Annotated in this window: 17 protein-coding genes; 11 read left to right on the top strand and 6 right to left on the bottom strand. The window is 67.7% G+C overall.

Annotation, left to right across the window (positions count from 1 at the left end; genetic code table 11):
- Positions 1 to 86: 86 nt before the first annotated feature.
- Positions 87 to 725: a hydrolase gene (locus tag AP428_RS21925; RefSeq protein ID WP_011548011.1), complete on the bottom strand. Its 639-nt coding sequence runs from the start codon at positions 723 to 725 to the stop codon at positions 87 to 89.
- A gap of 120 nt (positions 726 to 845) precedes the next feature.
- On the opposite strand from AP428_RS21925, the gene AP428_RS21920 reads away from it, so the two are divergent.
- On the top strand, positions 846 to 1,739 hold the full coding sequence (locus tag AP428_RS21920) for a LysR substrate-binding domain-containing protein (RefSeq protein WP_027808942.1): 894 nt from the start codon (positions 846 to 848) through the stop codon (positions 1,737 to 1,739).
- A 270-nt stretch (positions 1,740 to 2,009) separates the two neighbouring features.
- The gene (locus AP428_RS21915; protein WP_011548009.1) at positions 2,010 to 4,259 is read left to right on the top strand and encodes a bifunctional diguanylate cyclase/phosphodiesterase; all 2,250 of its coding nucleotides are present in this window, start codon (positions 2,010 to 2,012) and stop codon (positions 4,257 to 4,259) included.
- 22 nt (positions 4,260 to 4,281) lie between these two features.
- On the opposite strand, the gene AP428_RS21910 is transcribed toward AP428_RS21915, so the two are convergent.
- Complete coding sequence (locus AP428_RS21910) at positions 4,282 to 5,346, bottom strand: diguanylate cyclase (protein ID WP_027808944.1); 1,065 nt, start codon at positions 5,344 to 5,346, stop codon at positions 4,282 to 4,284.
- Positions 5,347 to 5,423: 77 nt separating this feature from the next.
- Positions 5,424 to 6,428 (bottom strand): chemotaxis response regulator protein-glutamate methylesterase, encoded by a 1,005-nt coding sequence (locus AP428_RS21905; RefSeq protein WP_011694698.1) that lies wholly within the window; start codon positions 6,426 to 6,428, stop codon positions 5,424 to 5,426.
- 312 nt (positions 6,429 to 6,740) lie between these two features.
- Here AP428_RS21905 and AP428_RS21900 point away from each other — a divergent pair, with 312 nt between their 5' ends.
- Positions 6,741 to 7,169 carry a hypothetical protein gene (locus tag AP428_RS21900; protein ID WP_011694699.1) on the top strand — a complete coding sequence of 143 codons (429 nt, stop codon included), beginning with the start codon at positions 6,741 to 6,743 and terminating at the stop codon, positions 7,167 to 7,169.
- A gap of 48 nt (positions 7,170 to 7,217) precedes the next feature.
- Here the strand turns inward: AP428_RS21900 and AP428_RS21895 are convergent, their stop codons facing one another.
- Positions 7,218 to 7,442 (bottom strand): hypothetical protein, encoded by a 225-nt coding sequence (locus AP428_RS21895; RefSeq protein ID WP_011548005.1) that lies wholly within the window; start codon positions 7,440 to 7,442, stop codon positions 7,218 to 7,220.
- A gap of 271 nt (positions 7,443 to 7,713) precedes the next feature.
- Between AP428_RS21895 and AP428_RS21890 the strand changes: the two genes are divergently transcribed.
- The 4 genes from AP428_RS21890 (at position 7,714) to AP428_RS21875 (ending at position 11,611) form a co-directional block, all read left to right on the top strand.
- Complete coding sequence (locus tag AP428_RS21890) at positions 7,714 to 8,403, top strand: DUF969 domain-containing protein (RefSeq protein ID WP_011548004.1); 690 nt, start codon at positions 7,714 to 7,716, stop codon at positions 8,401 to 8,403.
- On the top strand, positions 8,400 to 9,350 hold the full coding sequence (locus AP428_RS21885; protein ID WP_011548003.1) for a DUF979 domain-containing protein: 951 nt from the start codon (positions 8,400 to 8,402) through the stop codon (positions 9,348 to 9,350). The genes AP428_RS21890 and AP428_RS21885 overlap by 4 nt, the downstream gene beginning before the upstream one ends.
- A 19-nt stretch (positions 9,351 to 9,369) precedes the next feature.
- Positions 9,370 to 10,392 (top strand): DUF2891 domain-containing protein, encoded by a 1,023-nt coding sequence (locus AP428_RS21880; RefSeq protein ID WP_041489488.1) that lies wholly within the window; start codon positions 9,370 to 9,372, stop codon positions 10,390 to 10,392.
- Between the two features lie 157 nt (positions 10,393 to 10,549).
- Positions 10,550 to 11,611, top strand: coding sequence for an asparaginase (locus AP428_RS21875; RefSeq protein ID WP_011548001.1), 1,062 nt, complete (start codon positions 10,550 to 10,552; stop codon positions 11,609 to 11,611).
- Positions 11,612 to 11,853: 242 nt separating this feature from the next.
- Here the strand turns inward: AP428_RS21875 and AP428_RS21870 are convergent, their stop codons facing one another.
- Complete coding sequence (locus AP428_RS21870) at positions 11,854 to 12,828, bottom strand: LysR family transcriptional regulator (protein ID WP_011548000.1); 975 nt, start codon at positions 12,826 to 12,828, stop codon at positions 11,854 to 11,856.
- A gap of 142 nt (positions 12,829 to 12,970) precedes the next feature.
- On the opposite strand from AP428_RS21870, the gene AP428_RS21865 reads away from it, so the two are divergent.
- A complete protein-coding gene (locus tag AP428_RS21865; protein WP_011547999.1) occupies positions 12,971 to 14,377 on the top strand; it encodes an aspartate ammonia-lyase in 1,407 nt (468 codons plus the stop codon).
- A gap of 78 nt (positions 14,378 to 14,455) precedes the next feature.
- Complete coding sequence (locus tag AP428_RS21860) at positions 14,456 to 15,961, top strand: amino acid permease (protein ID WP_011547998.1); 1,506 nt, start codon at positions 14,456 to 14,458, stop codon at positions 15,959 to 15,961.
- A 58-nt stretch (positions 15,962 to 16,019) separates the two neighbouring features.
- Here the strand turns inward: AP428_RS21860 and AP428_RS21855 are convergent, their stop codons facing one another.
- Positions 16,020 to 16,709, bottom strand: a complete 690-nt coding sequence (locus AP428_RS21855; RefSeq protein WP_011547997.1) for an alpha/beta hydrolase — start codon at positions 16,707 to 16,709, stop codon at positions 16,020 to 16,022.
- A gap of 162 nt (positions 16,710 to 16,871) precedes the next feature.
- Between AP428_RS21855 and AP428_RS35635 the strand changes: the two genes are divergently transcribed.
- Together AP428_RS35635 and AP428_RS21850 are read left to right on the top strand one after the other, a co-directional pair.
- A complete protein-coding gene (locus AP428_RS35635; protein WP_226138881.1) occupies positions 16,872 to 17,105 on the top strand; it encodes a virulence-associated protein in 234 nt (77 codons plus the stop codon).
- Positions 17,106 to 17,432: 327 nt separating this feature from the next.
- On the top strand, positions 17,433 to 19,035 hold a 1,603-nt coding region (locus AP428_RS21850; protein ID WP_054928389.1), incomplete at its 3' end, for an MCP four helix bundle domain-containing protein.

Below are 19,035 nucleotides of genomic sequence, written 5' to 3'. Positions count from 1 at the left end.
GATAGGTGGCTCGCGCGCCGGTCACGCCGGCGCCAGCGAGCGGGGGCAGGGCGCGCGGCGCCGGCCGCCGCGCGCGTCCTCGCCAGTCAGCTCTTGTCGTACGAGAACTGGATGCCGGCCGTGCCGCCGGTTTCGATGAACAGGTTGATGAACGCCGGCACGGTGGCGCTGCGCGCCCAGTCGCGCTGCAATTCGCAGAACAGCTGCGCGACGCTGATCATCTGGCCGCCGGCCTGCTCGATGCGGCGCAGCGCCGCTTCGTGCGCGGCGACCGACGTGCCGCCGACCGCATCGACGACCACGTACACCTCGTAGCCGGCCTTCAGCGCATCGAGCGCCGGGAAGGTCAGGCATGCCTCGGTCCACAGCGCGGTCATGATCAGTTTCTTGCGGCCGGTCGCCTCGACGGCCTGGCGGAACTCGACGTCTTCCCACGAGTTGATGCTCGTGCGGTCGTAGGTCGGATAGCCTTCGAGCGCCGCGCGCAGTTGCGGGATCGGCGGCTTGTTCAGCCCGGTCTTCACGTTGACGGTCGAGTGGACGATCGGGAGGTCGTACGCGACCGCCGCCTTCGATGCGCCGACGATGTTGTTGATCAGCAGCTGGCGATCCATCGACGCGATGGAGTTCACCTGGACCGGCTGGTAATCGATGACGATGAACGCGGCGTTCTGCGGGGTGAGCAGGTGGTCGTTCGCGGGGTCGCGAATCGGTTCGCTTGCCATGGTTGCCTCCAGAGAGGGTTCGGGAATGTGAAGGGATACGTCGAAACAGGATGCTATGCGTGCAACAACCGCCGTTCCAGTCCCTTAAAATGCCGTCAGTGTTCTATGAGTGGAACAATCATGGATGACCTGAACGACCTCTACTATTTCGTGAAGGTGGTCGAACACGGCGGATTCACGCAGGCCGGGCGCGCGCTGGACGTGCCGAAATCGACGCTGAGCCGGCGCATCGCGGCGCTGGAAGCGCGGTACGACGTGCGGCTGCTGCAGCGCACGACGCGCCATTTCACGGTCACGGAAACCGGGCGCGAATTCTACGAGCGCTGTCTCGCCGTGCTGGTGGAAGCCGACGCGGCGCGCGAGGTGATCGAGCGCCGGCACGCGGAGCCGCGCGGCATCGTGCGCGTGAGTTGCCCGACCGCCTTGCTGGAATTCCGCGTGAGCGAACTCGTCGCCCGTTTCATGGCGATTCATCCGCAGGTGCACGTGCACCTCGAAGCGACGAATCGCCGCGTCGACCTGCTGAGCGAAGGGTTCGACCTGGCGCTGCGCGTGCGCTTCCCGCCGCTGGAGGACAGCGATCTCGTGATGCGTGTGCTCGCCGACAGCCCGCAGCGGCTGGTGGCCGCGCCGCAGTGGCTGGACGGGCGCACCGCGCCGTCGGACCCGGCGGAGCTGATCGGCGTGCCGAGCCTCGACTGGGGGCCGGCGCGGCATCACGTGTGGCAACTGGTCGGGCCGAACGGCGAGCATGCGCAGTTGCGCCATCACCCGCGCTTCGTGACCGACGACATGCACGCGCTGCGCGATGCGGCGATTCACGGCGTCGGCATCGTGCAATTGCCGTGCATGGTCGTCGAGGACGACCTGCGCGACGGCACGCTGGTCGACGTGCTGCCCGGCTGGGCGCCGAAGGGCGGCGTGGTGCACGCGGTGTTTCCGTCGCGGCGCGGGTTGCTGCCGCGCGTGCGCCTCCTGATCGACTTCCTGGCCGAGCACATCCGGAAGGACTGACGGGCGGCGCCCCGCGCCTTCGTGCGGCGCAGCAGCCCGTCGGCGTACCGGCCGCCGCCTGCATGCCGCGCGGCAACCGCGCGTATCCCCTGATGGAAGCAGCTATGTCGATCGTCGCGGATTGGTGTTAAATACATTTCGGTGCGCCTGGGCTCGGCGCGCAAACGGGGCGCACCGGGGATCGGCGTAAACCCGGGGCGGAACAGGGCACGAAATATCGATAACGAATCGGGCGCATCAGACCCGGTCGGACAGACGGCAGGATTCATATTGAATACCGAACCGCAAAGTTCTCGCTACAGCCTCGGGCTCGCCGCGGAAGTACTCGCATCCGAGCAGAGCGTACTGAGGCTGATCACGCGCAACACGCCGCTGCCGGAACTGTTGGTCGAGGTTTGCCGGCGTGCCGAGGCTTTGCTCGGCGACGGCGCGTCCTGCACGATCCTGCTGCTCGATACGGACGGCGTGCACGTGCGCGTCGGCGCGGCGCCGTCGTTGCCCGCGCAGTACAGCGCGGCGATCGACGGCGCGACGATCGGGCCCGCGGCCGGCTCGTGCGGCACGGCGATGTACGAGCGCCGGATGGTCGCCGTCGAAGACATCGAAACCGATCCATTGTGGGCCGACTACCGCGCCATCGCGTTGCCGCTGGGCTTGCGCGCGTGCTGGTCGGTGCCGTTCCTCGACGAGGCGGGCGCCGTGCTCGGCGCGTTCGCCGTCTATCACCACCGGCCGTGCCGGCCGAGCGACGAGGAAACCGCGCTGTTGCGCGATATCGGCAACAGCGTCGGCCTCGCGGTGCACCAGGACCGGATCGCGCGACAACTCGCGCGCAGCGAGGAACATCACCGGCTCGTCGTCAACAGCCTGAGCGAGGGCATCCTCGTCATATCGCGCGAAGGCGTCGTGATCGCGAGCAATCCGAGCGCGAACCGGATGATGCGCGTGAAGGGCGAACTCGTCGGCCGCCGGCTGTCGACGGTGATCCTGCGCAAGCTGCGCGAGGACGGCACGCCGATCGACCCGCACGACTGGCCGAGCCGGCGCGCGCTCGAGACGGCCACGCCGATGCTCGACTATACGGTCGGCTTCGGTCTCGCGGATGGCGACATCATCTGGGTGCGCGGCAACGCGGTGCCGATCGTGAGGCCGGGCGAGACGCAGGCCGACTCGGTGCTCGTGTCGTTCAACGACATCGGCCCCGTGCGCGAAGCGCAGCAGCAGTTGCGCTACATGGCGACCCGCGACGCGCTGACGGGCCTCTACAACCGCCGCTGGCTCGGCGACCGCATGCGCGAGCTGTTCTGCGCGCACGACGCGGCAGCCGGGCCGGCGCGCGTCGCGATCCTGTTCATCGATCTGGTCGGCTTCAAGAAGGTCAACGACACGGCCGGCCACGACGCCGGCGACGCGCTGCTGCGCAGCGTCGCCGCGCGGCTCGCGGCCTGCGGGGAGGGCCGCTACGCGCTCACGCGCGTCGGTGGCGACGAGTTCGTGATCCTCGTCGACGATTGCGACGATCCCGATCGCCTGTCGGTGCTCGCACGCGAGGTGATCGAGGCGATCGCGAAGCCGTTCGCGATCGCGAACAACGAGTACTGGCTCGGCGTATCGATCGGCATCAGCGTCGCGCCGCGCGACGGCGACGATGCCGTGACGCTGATGCGCAACGCCGATTCGGCGATGTACGACGCGAAGCAGCGCGGCCGCAACCACTTCACGTTCTTCACCGCGCAGCTCAACCTGCGGCTGCAGCGCCGCTTCGCGATCGAGCAGTCGCTGCGGCGCGCGCTCGCGTCGGACCTGCTGCGGCTCGCGTATCAACCCGTCGTCGATGCGCGCAGCGGCCGCACGGTCGGCGCCGAGGCGCTGCTGCGCTGGACGAGCCCCGAGCTCGGGCCGATGTCGCCGGCGGAATTCATCCCGGTCGCGGAAGATACCGGGCTGATCGTCGCGATCGGCCAGTGGGTGCTCGAAACCGCGTGCCGGCAGGCGGCCGAGTGGCGCCGCACGATCGCGCCGGACCTGATGCTGGCCGTCAACCTGTCGCCGCGGCAGTTTCACGAGGGGCTCGTCGAATCGGTCGGCCGCTGTCTCGCGCAGACGCGGCTCGACCCGTCGGCGCTCGAACTGGAGATCACCGAAGGCGTGCTGATGAACGACACGGACACCGTGCTGCCGATGCTCGAAGCGCTCACGGACATGAACGTGCGGATCTCGGTCGACGATTTCGGCACCGGCTATTCGTCGCTCGCGTACCTGAAGCGCTTTCCGCTGCACAACCTGAAGGTCGACCGCTCGTTCGTGTCGGGCGTGCCCGATCATCACGACTCGGTCGCGATCACGCAGGCGGTCGTCGCGATGGCGCATTCGCTCGGGATGAAGGTCACGGCCGAAGGCGTCGAGACGCAGGCGCAGTCGTGGTTTCTGCAGCAGATCGGCTGCGACATGCAGCAGGGCTATCTGTTCAGCCGGCCGCTGGACGCGAGCGATTACGCGCGCCGGCTCGGCGCCGCATGAAAGCGCGCTCGGCGGCGTTCCGCTAGTGCGCGCCGAATCCGCCGGCGCCCGGCGGCGGCGTCGACGACGGATCGATCTCGACCCGGTTCTTGCCTTCGTGCTTCGCGCGATAGAGCGCGCGGTCGGCCGCCTCGATCAGGACGGTCGTCGGCAGGCCGGGCGCGGGCACGATGCTCGCGCCGCCGATGCTGATCGTCACGGTGTGGTTGCCCGTCGACGAATGCGCGTGCCGCAGTCGCAGCGCCTCGACCGCGAGCCGGATCTTCTCGCCGAGCAGCCGCGCGGCGCCCGGCGACGAGGCCGGCATCACGACCGCGAATTCCTCGCCGCCGAAGCGCGCGGCGAAATCGCCCGATTGCCCGAGGCAGCGCTCGATCGTCGAGGCGATCTGCTTGAGCACGCTGTCGCCCGACACGTGTCCGTACGTGTCGTTGTAGAGCTTGAAGTTGTCGACGTCGATCATCAGCAGCGACAGCTCGCTGCGCTCGCGCGCGCCGCGTCGCCACTCGGCGGCCAGGTATTCGTCGAGATAGCGCCGGTTCGAGAGCCCGGTCAGGCCGTCGGAGTGCGTGAGGCGCCGCAGCTCGAGATTGGCCTCGAGCAGTTGCTGCTGCGACTGCCGCAGCGCGCGATAGGCTTCGTCGCGCTGCAGCAGGTTCAGGTACGAGCGCGAGTGGTAGCGGATGCGCGCGACGAGTTCGATGCGATCGGGCAGCTTGACCAGGTAGTCGTTCGCGCCGGACGCGAACGCGGCGCTCTTGATCACCGGTTCTTCCTGCGTCGACAGCACGATGATCGGCACGTCGCGCGTCGCCGGATTCGCGCGGTACGCCTTCACGAGGCTCAGCCCGTCGGTGCCCGGCATCACGAGGTCCTGCAGGATCACGGTCGGGCGCGTCTCGACCGCGGTGGCCATCGCGTCGTCCGAGCGCGGGCAGTAGTGGAAGTCGATGCCTTCCTCGTCGACGAGCGCGCGCCGCACGGCTTCCGCGACGATCGTCTGGTCGTCGACCAGCAACACCATCGCCGGCGCGTCGGCGGGCGACGCGGTCGGGCCGCCCGGCGGTCGAGTCAGGTCAATCGTCATGGTCGATGCGGGTTGTGGCGGTGGTCGCGGTCGTTGCAGGGGCAGGCATGGGTGTTGCGCGTGGTCATCGTCGGGGTTCAGATTCGCGCCAGCGCCGCCAGTTCGCCCGCGATGCGCCCGAGCGGCAGGATCGCCCGCGCCGCGCCGAGCGTCGCGGCCGCCTTCGGCATCCCGTACACGGCGCTGGTCGCCTCGTCCTGCGCGATCGTATGGTAGCCCTTCATCCGCAGCGCCTTCAGGCCGATCGCGCCGTCGCGGCCCATCCCCGTGAGCAGCACGCCGATCACGCGGCCCGGCCAGTGCTCGGTCAGGCTGTTGAAGAATACGTCGACCGACGGGCGATACGGCGTGGCGGCCGGCTCCCGCGTGTATTCGAGCGTGCCGGCGCGCGTGATGCGCAGGTGATCGTCGGTCGCGGCGAGCAGCGCGACGCCCGGCTGTGGGCGGTCGCCTTCGCGCGCGACGCGCACGGCGAGCCGGGTCTGGCCGTCGAGCCATTGCGCCATGCCTTCGGCGAACGCGCGATCGACGTGCTGCACGATCACGATCGGCGCATTGAAATCGGCCGGCAGGTTGCCGAGGATCGACGCGAGCGCGCCGGGGCCGCCGGCCGATGCGCCGATCGCGATCAGCGGGCCGGCGCCGCCGCGCGCGGCCGCACCGGCGAGGCGCGAGCTGCCCGGTGCGTCGAGCAGGCGGCCGATCTGGTCGATCTTCGCGAGCAGCAGTTTCGTCGTGTCGCCGGCCGCGCCGTCGCCGAGCCGCGGCGTGTCGACCGCGTCGAGCGCGCCGGCGCCCATCGCCTCGAACACGCGCCACGCGTTCGCGCCGATGCAGCTCGTCACGATCAGGATCGCGCACGGTCGTTCGGAGCGCATGATCCGACGCGTCGCCTCGATCCCGTCGAATTTCGGCATGATCAGATCCATCAGCACGATGTCGGGCGGCTGCGCGGCGCACAGTTCGACGGCCTGCGGGCCGTCGGTCGCGACCCACAGCACGCGGTGCTCGGGCCGTCGCGCGATCGCGCGGCGCATCGCCTCGACGGCAAGCGGGAGGTCGTTGACGATGCCGATGTTCACAAGCGGAATTCTCCGGTCGGTTCGTAGTGTTGGAGGTGGGCCGGGTTCATGGAAGGGCGTAGCCTGTTCGGCGCGGCCGGGCGGCATCGGCGGCCGGACGGCACGGCATTCTTTTCGGTTGGCGACGCCCGAATGCTGTCATGCGGCGCGGGCGGCGGCAATCGAAAAATATGCGCATTGTGCGGTTTCAGTACGTTTCCTCTATGGCGATCCCGCATTGCCGGCAAGCGGGGCGGTCGATCCTGTCCGGCAGGCCGCAAAAGTCCGCATGTTACCGTGCCGGCATCGACAAAAAAGCAAGGAGAGAACCGGATGAGCGCGCCCGATACCGTCCTCGTCAGCCGCGACCCGTACGCGCCGATCGTGATCGAGCAGGACGGCCGTTTGCTGTACCGGATCCACATCGAGAGCGGGCACGCGTCGTTCGACCGCGATTTTCCGGTCGAACCCGATGCGGTGCGCGTGCTGCGCGACGATGCCGAGCGCTACTACTTCCTGTTCGCGGCGCTTCACCATCCGTACCAGCTGAGCGCGACGAACCTCTCCGACGCGGAGCGCGAGCGTTATTTCGGCACGATCCTGTTCGCCGGCCGCGACGAAGTCGAAGCCTTCATGACGGAACGCGATCGTGCCAGCAACGGCGCGGTGGCGAACTTGCTGAGCATCTTCACGCAGGCCGATTACCGGCAACTGCGCGAGGGCCGGTGGTTCGGCATGGGTGCGGGCATGCCGGCCGCGTAGCGGGCCGTAGCGCGCATCGGGCCGCGCGGCGGCCGTGCCGCCACGCCGTCAATGGCTGCGCGCGTAGCCCTGGATCAGCGCGCGCATCATCCCTTCGACCGTCGCGTCGCGCAGGTCGGCTTCCTGCTCGGCTTCCTCGACGAGCGCGGCATAGGCGGTCGCGAGCGTCACGCGGTCGACTTCATGGCGTTGCTCCATCAGCGTCACCATCCCGTCCTTCGCCAGATGAGCGGAGAACGCGCGGCTGCCGATGGTCTGGAATACGTCAATCATGGCGGCTCTCCCGTACGTTGCCGATGCTCTTCAGTGTAGTCGGCGCCCCGGGGCTGCGCCACGCGCGCCGGGCGGCCCGATTCATCCGATGAAACGCGGCCGACACATGGCGCGGGCACGGTGTCCATCGGCTTCAACGTTTACCCGAACCGGCAAATTGTCGACTTTTTATCGATAAAGTCTCGTGTTAGATTTCGCCGTCCGAGCCCGATGCAAACCGGGCCGGCCGCGCGTGGCCGACGTGCCGCGCGTCCAGACACAAGGAGGGGAAATGCTGGTGCTGATTGGGGTGCCGATCGTCGTGATCGGCTTCGCGCTGCGCTTCAATGCGCTGCTGGTGGTCACGATCGCGGGGCTCGCGACGGGGCTGGCGGGCGGGCTGAATCTCGTCGACATCGTCAGTGCGTTCGGCAAGGCGTTCACCGAGAACCGCTACATGGGGCTGATCTGGCTCACGCTGCCGGTGATCGCGCTGCTCGAGCGCAACGGGCTCAAGGAGCAGGCGAAGCGGATGATCTCGCGGGTGCAGGCGGCCACCACGGGCCGCGTGCTGATGCTGTACTTCGTGCTGCGCCAGGCGACCGCCGCGCTCGGCCTCACGTCGCTCGGCGGCCACGCGCAGATGGTGCGGCCGCTGATCGCACCGATGGCCGAGGCCGCCGCGGTCGGCCGGCACGGCGAGCTGCCCGAGGCGGTGCGCCAGCAGATCCGCGCGCATGCGTCGGGCGCCGACAACGTCGCCGTGTTCTTCGGCGAGGACATCTTCATCGCGATCCAGTCGATCCTGCTGATCAAGGGCTTTCTCGAACAGAACGGCATCGCCATCGAGCCGCTGCACCTGTCGGTGTGGGCGATCCCGACCGCGATCGCCGCGCTGCTGATCCACTGCACGCGCCTCGCGCTGCTCGACCGCCGGCTCGCGCGCGGCTTCGGCCTGGTCAGGCAGGAGGGCGCGCGATGATCGGCCTCGAATCGCTGTACACGCTCGCGGGGCTGATGTTCGCCGCGTTCGCGTACTTCAACCTGACGGATCGCACGAACCCGCGGCGCGTCGTCAATTTCGCGTTCTGGGCCATCTACGCGGTCACGTTCCTGTTCGGCGCGCTGCTGCCGCATTTCGTGACGGGGTGCCTCGCGATCGCGCTCGCGGTGATCGCCGGCTCCGGCAAGCTCGGCCGCGGCCGGTCCGACGAGGCCGGCGAAGCGGCGGCCGGGCGGCGCGAGACGCTCGCGCAGCGCTTCGGCAACCGGCTGTTCCTGCCGGCGCTGCTGATTCCGCTCGTCACGCTGATCGGCACGTTCGCGCTGAAGCTCGTGCCGTTCGTCGAGCCGAAGAGCGTGACGCTGATCTCGCTCGTGCTCGGCACGATCGTCGCGTTCGTCGTCGCGCTCGCGATGCTGCGCGATTCGCCCGTGCATGCGCTGAAGGAGGCGCGCCACACGATGGATGCGGTCGGCTGGGCCGCGATCCTGCCGCAGATGCTCGCGGCGCTCGGCGCATTGTTCGCGGTGGCGGGCGTCGGCGGCGTGGTGTCGGGGCTCGTGAAGGACTGGGTGCCGATCGATTCGCCGTTCGCGGTGGTCGCGGCCTATACGGTCGGCATGGCGCTGTTCACGATGATCATGGGCAACGGCTTCGCCGCGTTCCCGGTGATGACGGCCGGCATCGGCCTGCCGCTGATCGTCCACCAGTTCCACGGCAATCCGGCGATCATGGGCGCGATCGGGATGCTGAGCGGCTTCTGCGGTACGCTGATGACGCCGATGGCCGCGAACTTCAACATCGTGCCCGCGGCGCTGCTCGAACTGAAGGACAAGAACGGCGTGATCAAGGCGCAGTGGCCGACCGCCGTGCTGCTGCTGGCCGTGAACACGCTGCTGATGTACGCGTTCGTATTCCGCTTCTGATTCGATGGACGAGATCCTCATGACCGACCGACTCACCCCCGAACTCGCGTCGAAATTCGCGTCGCTCGCGCTCGCGCACCTGACCCGCGAATATCCGAACAAGCTCACGCATGCGCTCGAAGGGCCGCACGACGTGCAGGGCCCGCGCGCATTGCACCCGATCTTCTACGGCAGCTACGACTGGCATTCGTGCGTGCACGGCTACTGGCTCGTGCTGCGCGTGCTCGAACGCTACCCGGCACTGCCGGAAGCCGAGCGCATCGTCGCGACCGTCGATGCGCATTTCACCGACGCGAACGTCGCCGGCGAGCGTGCGTATCTCGCGCTGCCGCACAACGCCGGCTTCGAGCGGCCGTACGGCTGGGCGTGGCTGCTCGCGCTCGCCGCGCAGCTCGAGCGGCTCGCGCTGAAGGGCGCGCTGCCGCAGGCCGCGCGCTGGGCGAAGACGCTGGCGCCGCTGGCCGACCTGTTCGTGTCGCGCTTCGAGACGTTCCTGCCGAAGGCGACCTATCCGCTGCGCGTCGGCACGCATTTCAACACCGCGTTCGCGCTGGCGCTCGCGCTCGATTTCGCCCGCGACACGCAGCGCGACGGGCTCGCGGCGCTGATCGTCGATACCGCGAAGCGCTGGCACCTGAACGACGTCGCATGCCAGGCGTGGGAGCCGTCGGGCGACGAATTCCTGTCGCCCGCGCTGATGGAAGCCGAACTGATGCGGAGGGTGCTGCCGGCCGCCGAATTCGACGGCTGGTTCGTGCGCTTCCTGCCCGATCTCGCGCAAGGCGAGCCGGCGACGCTGTTCGAGCCGGCGACGGTCAGCGACCGCAGCGACGGCAAGATCGCGCACCTCGACGGGCTGAACCTGAGCCGCGCGTGGTGCCAGCGTTCGCTGGCCGGCGCGCTGCCGGAAGGCGATGCGCGGCGCGCGAAGCTGCTCGATGCGGCCGATCGGCATCTCGCGAGCGCGCTCGCGCACGTGGCCGGCGATTACATGGGCGAGCACTGGCTCGCGACGTTCGCGTTGCTCGCGCTGGACGCGTAGCGCGCCATCGGGCTTTCGTGGAAGGCGACCGCCTTTGCGTCGTGCGCAACACCGCTTTCCACGACAGGGCCGACGCGCGGCGGCGACGACTCGCTACACTGCCGTACCGGTTGGACGGGCCCCGGCATCAGGCCCGCGAGCAAGGAGACAGAAGAGGATGGAGACCCCACGCGCAGCGGTCGTCACGTACCGCGGCAATGCGATCGAGAACACGCACGTCGCCCATGTGGCGGTCGTCGATGCACGCGGCCGGCTGCTGGCCCGGTTCGGCGATCCGTACCGGATGACGCTCGCGCGGTCGGCGGCCAAGCCGGCGCAGGCGCTGTCGGTGATCGAGACGGGCGCGCCGGAACGCTTCGGCTTCGACGACGCGGACATCGCGCTGATGTGCGCGTCGCACAGCAGCGAGGATCGTCACATCGAACGCACGCGCGCGATGCTCGCGAAGGTGGCCGCGCACGAATCGGATCTGCGCTGCGGCGGCCATCCGCCGTTGTCCGATGCGGTGTACCGGTCGTGGATCAAGCGCGATTACACGCCCACCGGCGTATGCAGCAACTGTTCGGGCAAGCATGTCGGGATGCTGGCCGGCGCGCAGGCGATCGGCGCGGCGATCGCCGATTATCATCTGCCCGACCATCCGATGCAGATGCGCGTGAAGCAGGTGGTGGCCGACGCGTGCGGCCTGCGCGACGATGAAGTCGACTGGGGCATCGACGGCTGCAACCTGCCGACGCCGGCGTTCTCGCTGGATCGGCTGGCGCGCCTGTACGCGTCGCTGGCCGACGGCGCGGACGCGGTGGAGGCGGGCGGCGCGGTGACCGAGCGGGTGCGCGCACTGGCGCGCATTCATCGTGCGATGACCGCCTATCCGGAACTGGTCGCGGGCGACGGACGCTATTGCACGGTGCTGATGAACGCGTTCGGCGGGCAGGTGGTCGGCAAGCTCGGCGCCGATGCGTGCTACGGGATCGGCGTGCGCGCGTCGGAACGCACGCGGCAACTCGGCGCGGATGGCGCGCTCGGCATCTCGGTGAAGATCGAGGACGGCAATCTCGACGTGCTCTACATGGTCGTCAGCGAAATCCTCGAGCGGCTGCGGATCGGCACGGCCGAGCAGCGCGCGCAACTGGCCGCGTTCCACCGGCCGCGGATGCTCAACACGCAGGGCGTCGAGTTCGGGCACGCGACGTTCCCGTTCGACTTGCAGGCGGCTTAGGGCCTGTTCACGCTAATAACGGGCCAGCCCCGCGAATGAATTTTTCCAAACAGGGGAACGTGCCTTTCCGCCCGCATGGCGGCGTCGTTCGTCGTTGCAATAGCTATGGCTATTGCGCCTCCTTTCTCCTTGCCCTGCGGGCGGAAAGGCACGTTCGCAAGCCCGTTATTAGCGTGAACAGGCCCTAACGCCGTCGCCGCGTCGATGCCGCCGGCCCGCGATCCGGGCCGCGCATCGGCGCGCTACGCGCGTGCGTCGCGAATCTTCGCCAGCTCCCGCTCCGACAGCTCGCCGATCTGCGCGAGGTGTTCCGCCAGAAAATCCTTGAGCACGCGCAGCTTCGCCGAGCTGCGCCGGTTCGCCAGATACGCGATGTAGATGTATTCGCCGGTCAGCCGGTTTTGCAGCCGGTAACGCGGCAGCACGGCTTCGAGCTGGCCGCTCGCGAGCAGGTCGCGTACCAGCCAGATCTCGAATTCCGCGATGCCGAGCCCCGCGCAGGTCGCTTCCAGCAGCAGCTCCGAGTGGTCGGTGACGAGGTTGCCGGCCGGCAGCACGCTGTGCTGCGTGTCGCCGCTCACGAGCGCCCAGCGCGGATCGCCTTCCGGGTGCACGTAGCGCAGGCAGTTGTGGTGCGTCAGGTCGTCCGGCGTTGCGGGGCGCCCGCAGCGATCGAGGTAGCCGGGCGTCGCGCACAGGATGCTGTCGTTGCGCGACAGCCGGTGGACGACCAGATTGTCCAGATAGTTCTCGCCTTCGTGGATGTCGAGGTCGAAGCCGCCCGCCACGAGGTCGTTGTGGTTGTCGGTGAGCCGCACGTCGAGCTGGATCGTCGGATAGCGAGCGAGAAACGGTGCGATCAGCGGCGCGAGATGACGGCGGCCGAACGCGACCGGCGCGGTGAGCTTCAGCGGGCCGCTCGGCTGCGCGTTCAGCTCGGCGACGACGCGCAGCGTGTCGTCGAGATCGGCGATCAGCGTGACCGCGCGCTCCAGGTAGATATGGCCGGCTTCGGTGAGCGTCACGCTGTGCGTGGAGCGGTGCAGCAGCGCGACGCCGAGCGCCTCCTCGATCGCCGTGACCTTGCGCGCGACGGTCGACGTCGATACGTGCATCTCCTTCGCGACCGCCGAAAAACTCCCTGTTTCGACCACCCGCACGAACGCGCGCATCGCGCCCAGATGATCGATGCCGGTTTCTCTCGCGCCTTTTTTCATTCGATTCTCGCTGTTGCGTCCCACGCAAAACCGCTTTCGATAATACAGAAGCGAGCTTGTTTTTGCAAAGGCATAGAATGCGAACCCGTCGCGTCGGGAAGCGGCGAACGACGAGCGGCACGAGACATCCAGGAGGGGCACGATGACCGAAAACGGCTTCCGCGTCGAAGCGGATCTTTTAGGCAAACGAAGTATTCCGGATGCCGCCTATTACGGCGTCCACACGCTGCGCGCGAAAGAGAATTTCGACATTTCCGGCCGCACCATTGCGTCGCTGCCGTACCTCGTGATGGCGCTCGCGTCCGTGAAGGAAGCGGCGGCCGACGCCAATTGCGAACTGGGGCTGCTGCCGCGGCCGTACCGCGATGCGATCGCCGCCGCGTGCGTCGAGATCCGCGAAGGGCGGCTGCACGACCAGTTCGTCGTCGACGTGATCCAGGGCGGCGCCGGCACGTCGACCAACATGAACGCGAACGAGGTGATCTGCAACCGCGCGCTCGAAATCATGGGGCACGCGCGCGGGCAGTACGAATACCTGCATCCGAACGAGCACGTCAATCTAGCGCAGAGCACCAACGACGTCTATCCCACCGCGATCCGCATCGCGACCTGCTTCGCGGTCGAGCACCTGCTCGAGGCGATGGCGCGGCTGCGCGATGCATTCGCGGAGCGCGCCGATGCGTTCGCCGGCTTGCTGAAGCTCGGCCGCACCCAATTGCAGGACGCGGTGCCGATGACGCTCGGCCAGGAATTCTCGACCTACGCGGTGATGCTGACGGAAGACATCGCGCGGCTGCAGGAGGCCGGCTGGCTGATCCGCGAGATCAACCTCGGCGCGACCGCGATCGGCACGGGCATCACCGCGCATCCGCAGTACGCGGAGAAGGCGCTGGCCGCGCTGCGCCGCATCACCGGGCTCGACCTGAGCACCGCGCCGAACCTGATCGAAGCGACGCAGGATTGCGGCGCGTTCGTCCAGGTGTCGGGCGTGCTCAAGCGGATCGCCGTCAAGCTGTCGAAGATCTGCAACGATCTGCGGCTGCTGTCGAGCGGCCCGCGCGCGGGCTTCGGCGAGATCAACCTGCCGCCCGTGCAGGCCGGCTCGTCGATCATGCCCGGCAAGGTGAATCCGGTGATCCCGGAAGTCGTCAACCAGGTCGCGTTCGAGGTGTTCGGCAACGACCTGACCATCACCTTCGCGGCCGAGGCCGGCCAGCTTCAGCTCAACGCGTTCGAACCGGTGATCGCGAGCGCGCTGTTCCGCAGCTTCAGCCACCTGACGGCCGCCTGCACGACGCTCGCGCAGCGATGCGTGAGCGGCATCACCGCGAATCCCCAGCGGCTGCGCGAAACGATGGAGCGCTCGGTCGCGCTCGCGACCGCGCTGAACCCGTACATCGGCTACAAGCGCGCGACCGCCGTGGCCGCCGAAGCGCATGCGACCGGCAAATCGATCCGCGAGGTCGTGCTGGCGCACGAACTGATGACCGACGCGCAACTCGACGAAGCGCTGCAGCCCGAAGCGCTGATCCGGCCGCGGGCGTTCTGACGCCGGCCGGTTCGGCAGCCGTACCGAAAGCGCCCCCGGAGCGGGGCGCGACACATCTACAAACAACGGAGACTCACGATGACACACCCCAGCGAGCGCCCGGCCGGCCCGGCCGGCGGCGCGGATGCCGTGCATGCCGACCCCGATGCGATGTTCGCGTCGCACGAAGCCGGCTATGCGAAGCAATTGAAGCCGCGGCACGTGCAGATGATCGCGATGGGCGGTGCGATCGGCACCGGCCTCTTTCTCGGCGCGGGCGGCCGCCTGCAAAGCGCGGGGCCGGCGCTCGCGCTCGTGTATCTCGTGTGCGGCGTGTTCGCGTTCCTGATCATGCGCGCGCTCGGCGAGCTCGTGATGCACCGGCCGACCAGCGGCAGCTTCGTGTCGTACGCACGGGAGTTCATGGGCGAACGCGCGTCGTTCGTCGCGGGCTGGATGTACTACCTGAACTGGGCGACGACCGGCATCGTCGACATCACCGCGGTCGCGATCTACATGAAGTACTGGGCCGTGTTCACCGACGTGCCGCAATGGGTGTTCGCGCTCGGCGCGCTCGGGATCGTGTCGGTGATGAACATGATCGGCGTGAAGGTGTTCGGCGAGATGGAGTTCTGGTTCTCGCTCGTCAAGGTCGGCACGCTTGCGGTGTTTCTCGCGGTCGGCGCGGTGTTTCTCGCGAGCGGCCATCCGGTGGCGGGGCAGATGACGGGGCTGCATCTCGTCGCGGATCACGGCGGGATCTTCCCGCACGGCATCCTGCCGGCCGTGCTGATCGTGCAGGGCGTCGTGTTCGCGTACGCGAGCATCGAGCTCGTCGGTGTTGCCGCGGGCGAGACGGCTGACGCGCGCAAGGTGCTGCCGAAGGCGATCAACAGCGTGATGTGGCGCATCGCGCTGTTCTATGTCGGCTCGGTCGTGCTGCTGACGATGCTGCTGCCGTGGACCGCGTACAGCGCGCACGAAAGCCCGTTCGTCACGTTCTTCAGCAAGCTCGGCGTGCCGTACGTCGGCACGGTGATGAACGTCGTGGTGCTGACCGCCGCGCTGTCGAGCCTGAATTCCGGTCTCTATTCGACGGGCCGCGTGCTGCGCTCGCTCGCGATGGGCGGCTCGGCGCCGCGTTTCGTGTCGCGGATGAACGCGCGCGGCGTGCCGTACGGCGGCATCCTGATCACGGTCGCGATCAACGCGATCGGCGTGCCGCTCAACTACATCGTGCCGGCCCAGGCGTTCGAGATCGTGCTGAACATGGCGTCGCTCGGGATCATCACGACGTGGGGCTTCATCGTGATGTGCCAGATCCTGTTCCGCCGCGCGGTCGATCGCGGCGAGATGAAGGCCGTGTCGTTCCGGATGCCGGGCGCACCATTCACGTCGTGGCTCACGCTCGCTTTCCTGGTCGGCGTGCTGGTGCTGATGGCGTTCGACTATCCGGGCGGCACGTGGACCATCGCGACGATTCCCGTCGTCGTGCTCGCGCTGGTGATCGGCTGGAAGCTGGCGAAACGCGGCGCCGAGCGCGAGCGGGCGGCGGCGATGCCTGCATCCGTGCGTGGCGTGGCGGACCCTGCGCAAAACGCGTGACGTGATGCACCCGGGGGCGCCGGTTCGTTCGCGGGCCGGCGCCCCCGGTACGTTTGGATCAAGTTGGGTTCAACCCGGTGCGCTCACCGACCCATCGGCCGAAATCGCCGGCCATCTCCGCGGTCAGCTCGTGGCCGGCCGCATACAGCCGCGTGTCGTGCGCGACGCCGAGCGCCGTCAGCTTCGCGTCGGCCTTGTCCGCCCACGAGACGGGCAGCTTGTCGTCGAAGCGGCCATGCATCACCAGCGCGTGCAGCGTGCTCAATGCATCGCGCGGCGCGATCAGCGGATCGATTTCCGGCAGGATGCGCCCGCACAGCACGGCGAACGCGCTGACGTCGCCCGGCGACGTGAGGCCGACGCTCGCGCTCATGATGCCGCCCTGACTGAAGCCGGCGATCACGGTCGGCAACGCGGGCGCGGCGCCATCCCGCGCGCGCAGCGCATGCAGCAGCGTGATCAGTTGCACGCGGCTCTCGTCCGCGCGCGCCGCATCGATTTCAGGGCCGTTCGGACCGAAACGCACCGGAAACCACGCATGCTGACTGGGCCCGAACGTCAGCGGGCCGCGCAGGAACGCGATTTCGATGTGCGGATCGATCACGTCGGCCACGTTCAGCAGGTTGGTTTCGTTGCCGCCGACGCCGTGCAGCAGCAACAGGCGGGCGGCGGGGCGGCCGGCGGCCGGGCGTAAACGGTACTGCAGGCCGGAATCGGGATCGGTGGTCAGCGGCAGGACGTCGGTCATCGCGTGGGTCCGGTTGGGGGAGTGATCCGACAGTCTAGAACGCCCGGCGGGGCGAGGTGAATCGCCGGATTGCGATTGATTCTTTCTCGCCAGGAATGAATTGACCGGCTTGAAAGTTTTTTGTCAGAATCGGGTGCGACCACCGACACACCGGGAGATCCGATGAATTCGACGAAAAGATTTGAAGCCGACGATGCCAAAGCTGAACGGCTTCCCAACGACGCGGGATTCGGCGCTCGCGGTTCCCATGAACCTCGTCGCAGCGCAGTGAGCGCGAACGAGCCGGCGCTGGAGCAGTGGGCGTGGCTGGCACCTCTGATCGGACCAATAGACCCGGAGTTTGAAAACGCGCTCGCGTCGCGACCCGCGATTTCAGACGAGAGCGGATGCATTTGACGTTGCGGCAGCAAGCGAATGCGCAAACGTTTTACCGGTATTCGACCGGATTGAATTGTCGGATCGAGAAATAAAAGAATGAATATCCAGATCCGATTTGCCTAGGTCACCGGGCAAGCCGGACGGGACACCCGGGCCAACAGTTAACGGCCCGTCCAATAAGAACTTTAGCCTTTTCTCCCTGCAATTAATCATTGCGATTTCCTCAATGGCCGATTGATTTTCGGTCATCGGACAGTCATACACCATCCCCGATAATTCGGCGCTCACATTCTTTCAATAGACCAAAGGGCGATCGAACCCGGATCGCTGCGGGGAGCTGTACTCATGACCATCCGTCATCGCATTACGCTGCTAGTCGTCCTGACGTTCTTCGCGCTGTCCGCGATCGGCATCTACGCCGTGTACCAGACGCGCAAGAGCGCATCCGAGGTGCGTCAGGTCACCCAGGGAATCGTGCCGAGCGCGCTCGCGTCGGCGGATCTCGTCGCCGATGTGAAGAACATCCAGATCGCGACGATGACGCTCGTCTACGCGCCCGACGCGAACACCGCCGCCCAGGCGCGCGACGAGCTGAAGGCGAAGCAGGCCGCGCTGCGCGCCGCACTCGACGCGCAGGCGAAATCGGCGGTCGGCCAGGCGCAGGTCGGGCTCGTCGCGCAGGCGAAGGACAGCGCCGCGAACTATTTCGCGGCGATCGCCGACACCGTGAAGATGAAGACGGACGGCAAGGCCGAGATGGCGCAGGCCTACCTGTTCGCGAACGTCGCGCAGTATCGCGATGAACTCGAAAGCATCGTCGACACGCTGCGCGTCGAGAAGAACCGCCAGAAGGACGACGCGATCGGCGCGCTGAACGGGATGCTCGCGACCACGGCGACCGCGATCGCGGGCGTCGCCGGCACGGTGATCGTGCTGCTGACCGCGCTCGGCTTCGTGCTGTATCGCCAGATCACGCGCCCGCTGATCGGGATGCAGACGGCGATGAGCGAGATCGCGACGAGCCAGGATTTCACGCGCCGCGTGCCGGTGGGCCGGATGGACGAGATCGGCCATTCGATCGTCGCGTTCAACGGGATGATCGGGAAGATCCAGGAGAACGCCGCGCAACTGAAGCAGAAGACGGCCGACATCCAGGCGATGCTGCAGAACATGCAGCAGGGCATCCTGACCGTCGTCGAGGGCGGCGTCGTGCACGCGGAGTATTCGGCGTACCTCGAAACCATCTTCGAGACGAACGACATCGCCGGCCGCGACCTGATGGCGCTCGTGTTCGACGATTCGGCGATCGGCGCCGACGCGCGCTCGCAGGTCGACGCGGCCGTGCACGCGTGCCTCGGCGAGGATAGCATGAACTTCGGGTTCAACGAACACCTGCTCGTCAACGAAGTCGCGAAGCGGATGCCGGACGGCCGCGAGAAGTGGCTCGACCTGAGCTGGTCGGCGATCACCGACGAGACCGACACGGTGGTGCGCCTGATGCTGTGCGTGCGCGACGTGACCGAGATCCGCGAGCTGACCGCGCAGGCCGGCGAACAGCAGCGCCGCCTCGAGATGATCGGCGAGATTCTGTCGATCAGCCAGGACAAGTTCCACGACTTCGTGCACAGCGCGAAGGGCTTCCTCAGCGAGAACGAGAGGATGATTCGCCAGCACGAGCGCGTCGATCATTCGATCGTCGCGGCGCTGTTCCGCAACATGCATACGATCAAGGGCAATGCGCGCACGTACAGCCTTCAGCATCTGACTAACATCGTCCACGAAGCGGAGCAGGCGTACGAATCGCTGCGCCGCGCGGACAGCGGCCCCGAGTGGAACCGCGACGCGCTGATGGAGGATCTGGCGCGCGTACGCGAGGCCGTCGACCACTACGCGACGATCAACGCGGTCACGCTCGGCCGTAGCGGCGAGCCGGCGCAGAACGGCGCCG

The sequence above is a fragment of the Burkholderia sp. E168m22 genome (genome assembly GCF_001319805.1).
Classification (GTDB): domain Bacteria; phylum Pseudomonadota; class Gammaproteobacteria; order Burkholderiales; family Burkholderiaceae; genus Burkholderia; species Burkholderia orbicola.
Note: the sequence above shows the minus strand (reverse complement) of the source record. Positions and strands in the feature narration are given on the sequence as shown.

What these genes read in the sequence shown, in the direction of transcription:
- AP428_RS21925 (WP_011548011.1), bottom strand. Translation starts at nt 725, where the DNA reads ATGGCAAGCGAACCGATTCGCGACCCCGCGAACGACCACCTGCTCACC.
- AP428_RS21920 (WP_027808942.1), top strand. Translation starts at nt 846, where the DNA reads ATGGATGACCTGAACGACCTCTACTATTTCGTGAAGGTGGTCGAACAC.
- AP428_RS21910 (WP_027808944.1), bottom strand. Translation starts at nt 5,346, where the DNA reads ATGACGATTGACCTGACTCGACCGCCGGGCGGCCCGACCGCGTCGCCC.
- AP428_RS21900 (WP_011694699.1), top strand. Translation starts at nt 6,741, where the DNA reads ATGAGCGCGCCCGATACCGTCCTCGTCAGCCGCGACCCGTACGCGCCG.
- AP428_RS21895 (WP_011548005.1), bottom strand. Translation starts at nt 7,442, where the DNA reads ATGATTGACGTATTCCAGACCATCGGCAGCCGCGCGTTCTCCGCTCAT.
- AP428_RS21890 (WP_011548004.1), top strand. Translation starts at nt 7,714, where the DNA reads ATGCTGGTGCTGATTGGGGTGCCGATCGTCGTGATCGGCTTCGCGCTG.
- AP428_RS21885 (WP_011548003.1), top strand. Translation starts at nt 8,400, where the DNA reads ATGATCGGCCTCGAATCGCTGTACACGCTCGCGGGGCTGATGTTCGCC.
- AP428_RS21880 (WP_041489488.1), top strand. Translation starts at nt 9,370, where the DNA reads ATGACCGACCGACTCACCCCCGAACTCGCGTCGAAATTCGCGTCGCTC.
- AP428_RS21875 (WP_011548001.1), top strand. Translation starts at nt 10,550, where the DNA reads ATGGAGACCCCACGCGCAGCGGTCGTCACGTACCGCGGCAATGCGATC.
- AP428_RS21870 (WP_011548000.1), bottom strand. Translation starts at nt 12,828, where the DNA reads ATGAAAAAAGGCGCGAGAGAAACCGGCATCGATCATCTGGGCGCGATG.
- AP428_RS21865 (WP_011547999.1), top strand. Translation starts at nt 12,971, where the DNA reads ATGACCGAAAACGGCTTCCGCGTCGAAGCGGATCTTTTAGGCAAACGA.
- AP428_RS21860 (WP_011547998.1), top strand. Translation starts at nt 14,456, where the DNA reads ATGACACACCCCAGCGAGCGCCCGGCCGGCCCGGCCGGCGGCGCGGAT.
- AP428_RS21855 (WP_011547997.1), bottom strand. Translation starts at nt 16,709, where the DNA reads ATGACCGACGTCCTGCCGCTGACCACCGATCCCGATTCCGGCCTGCAG.
- AP428_RS35635 (WP_226138881.1), top strand. Translation starts at nt 16,872, where the DNA reads ATGAATTCGACGAAAAGATTTGAAGCCGACGATGCCAAAGCTGAACGG.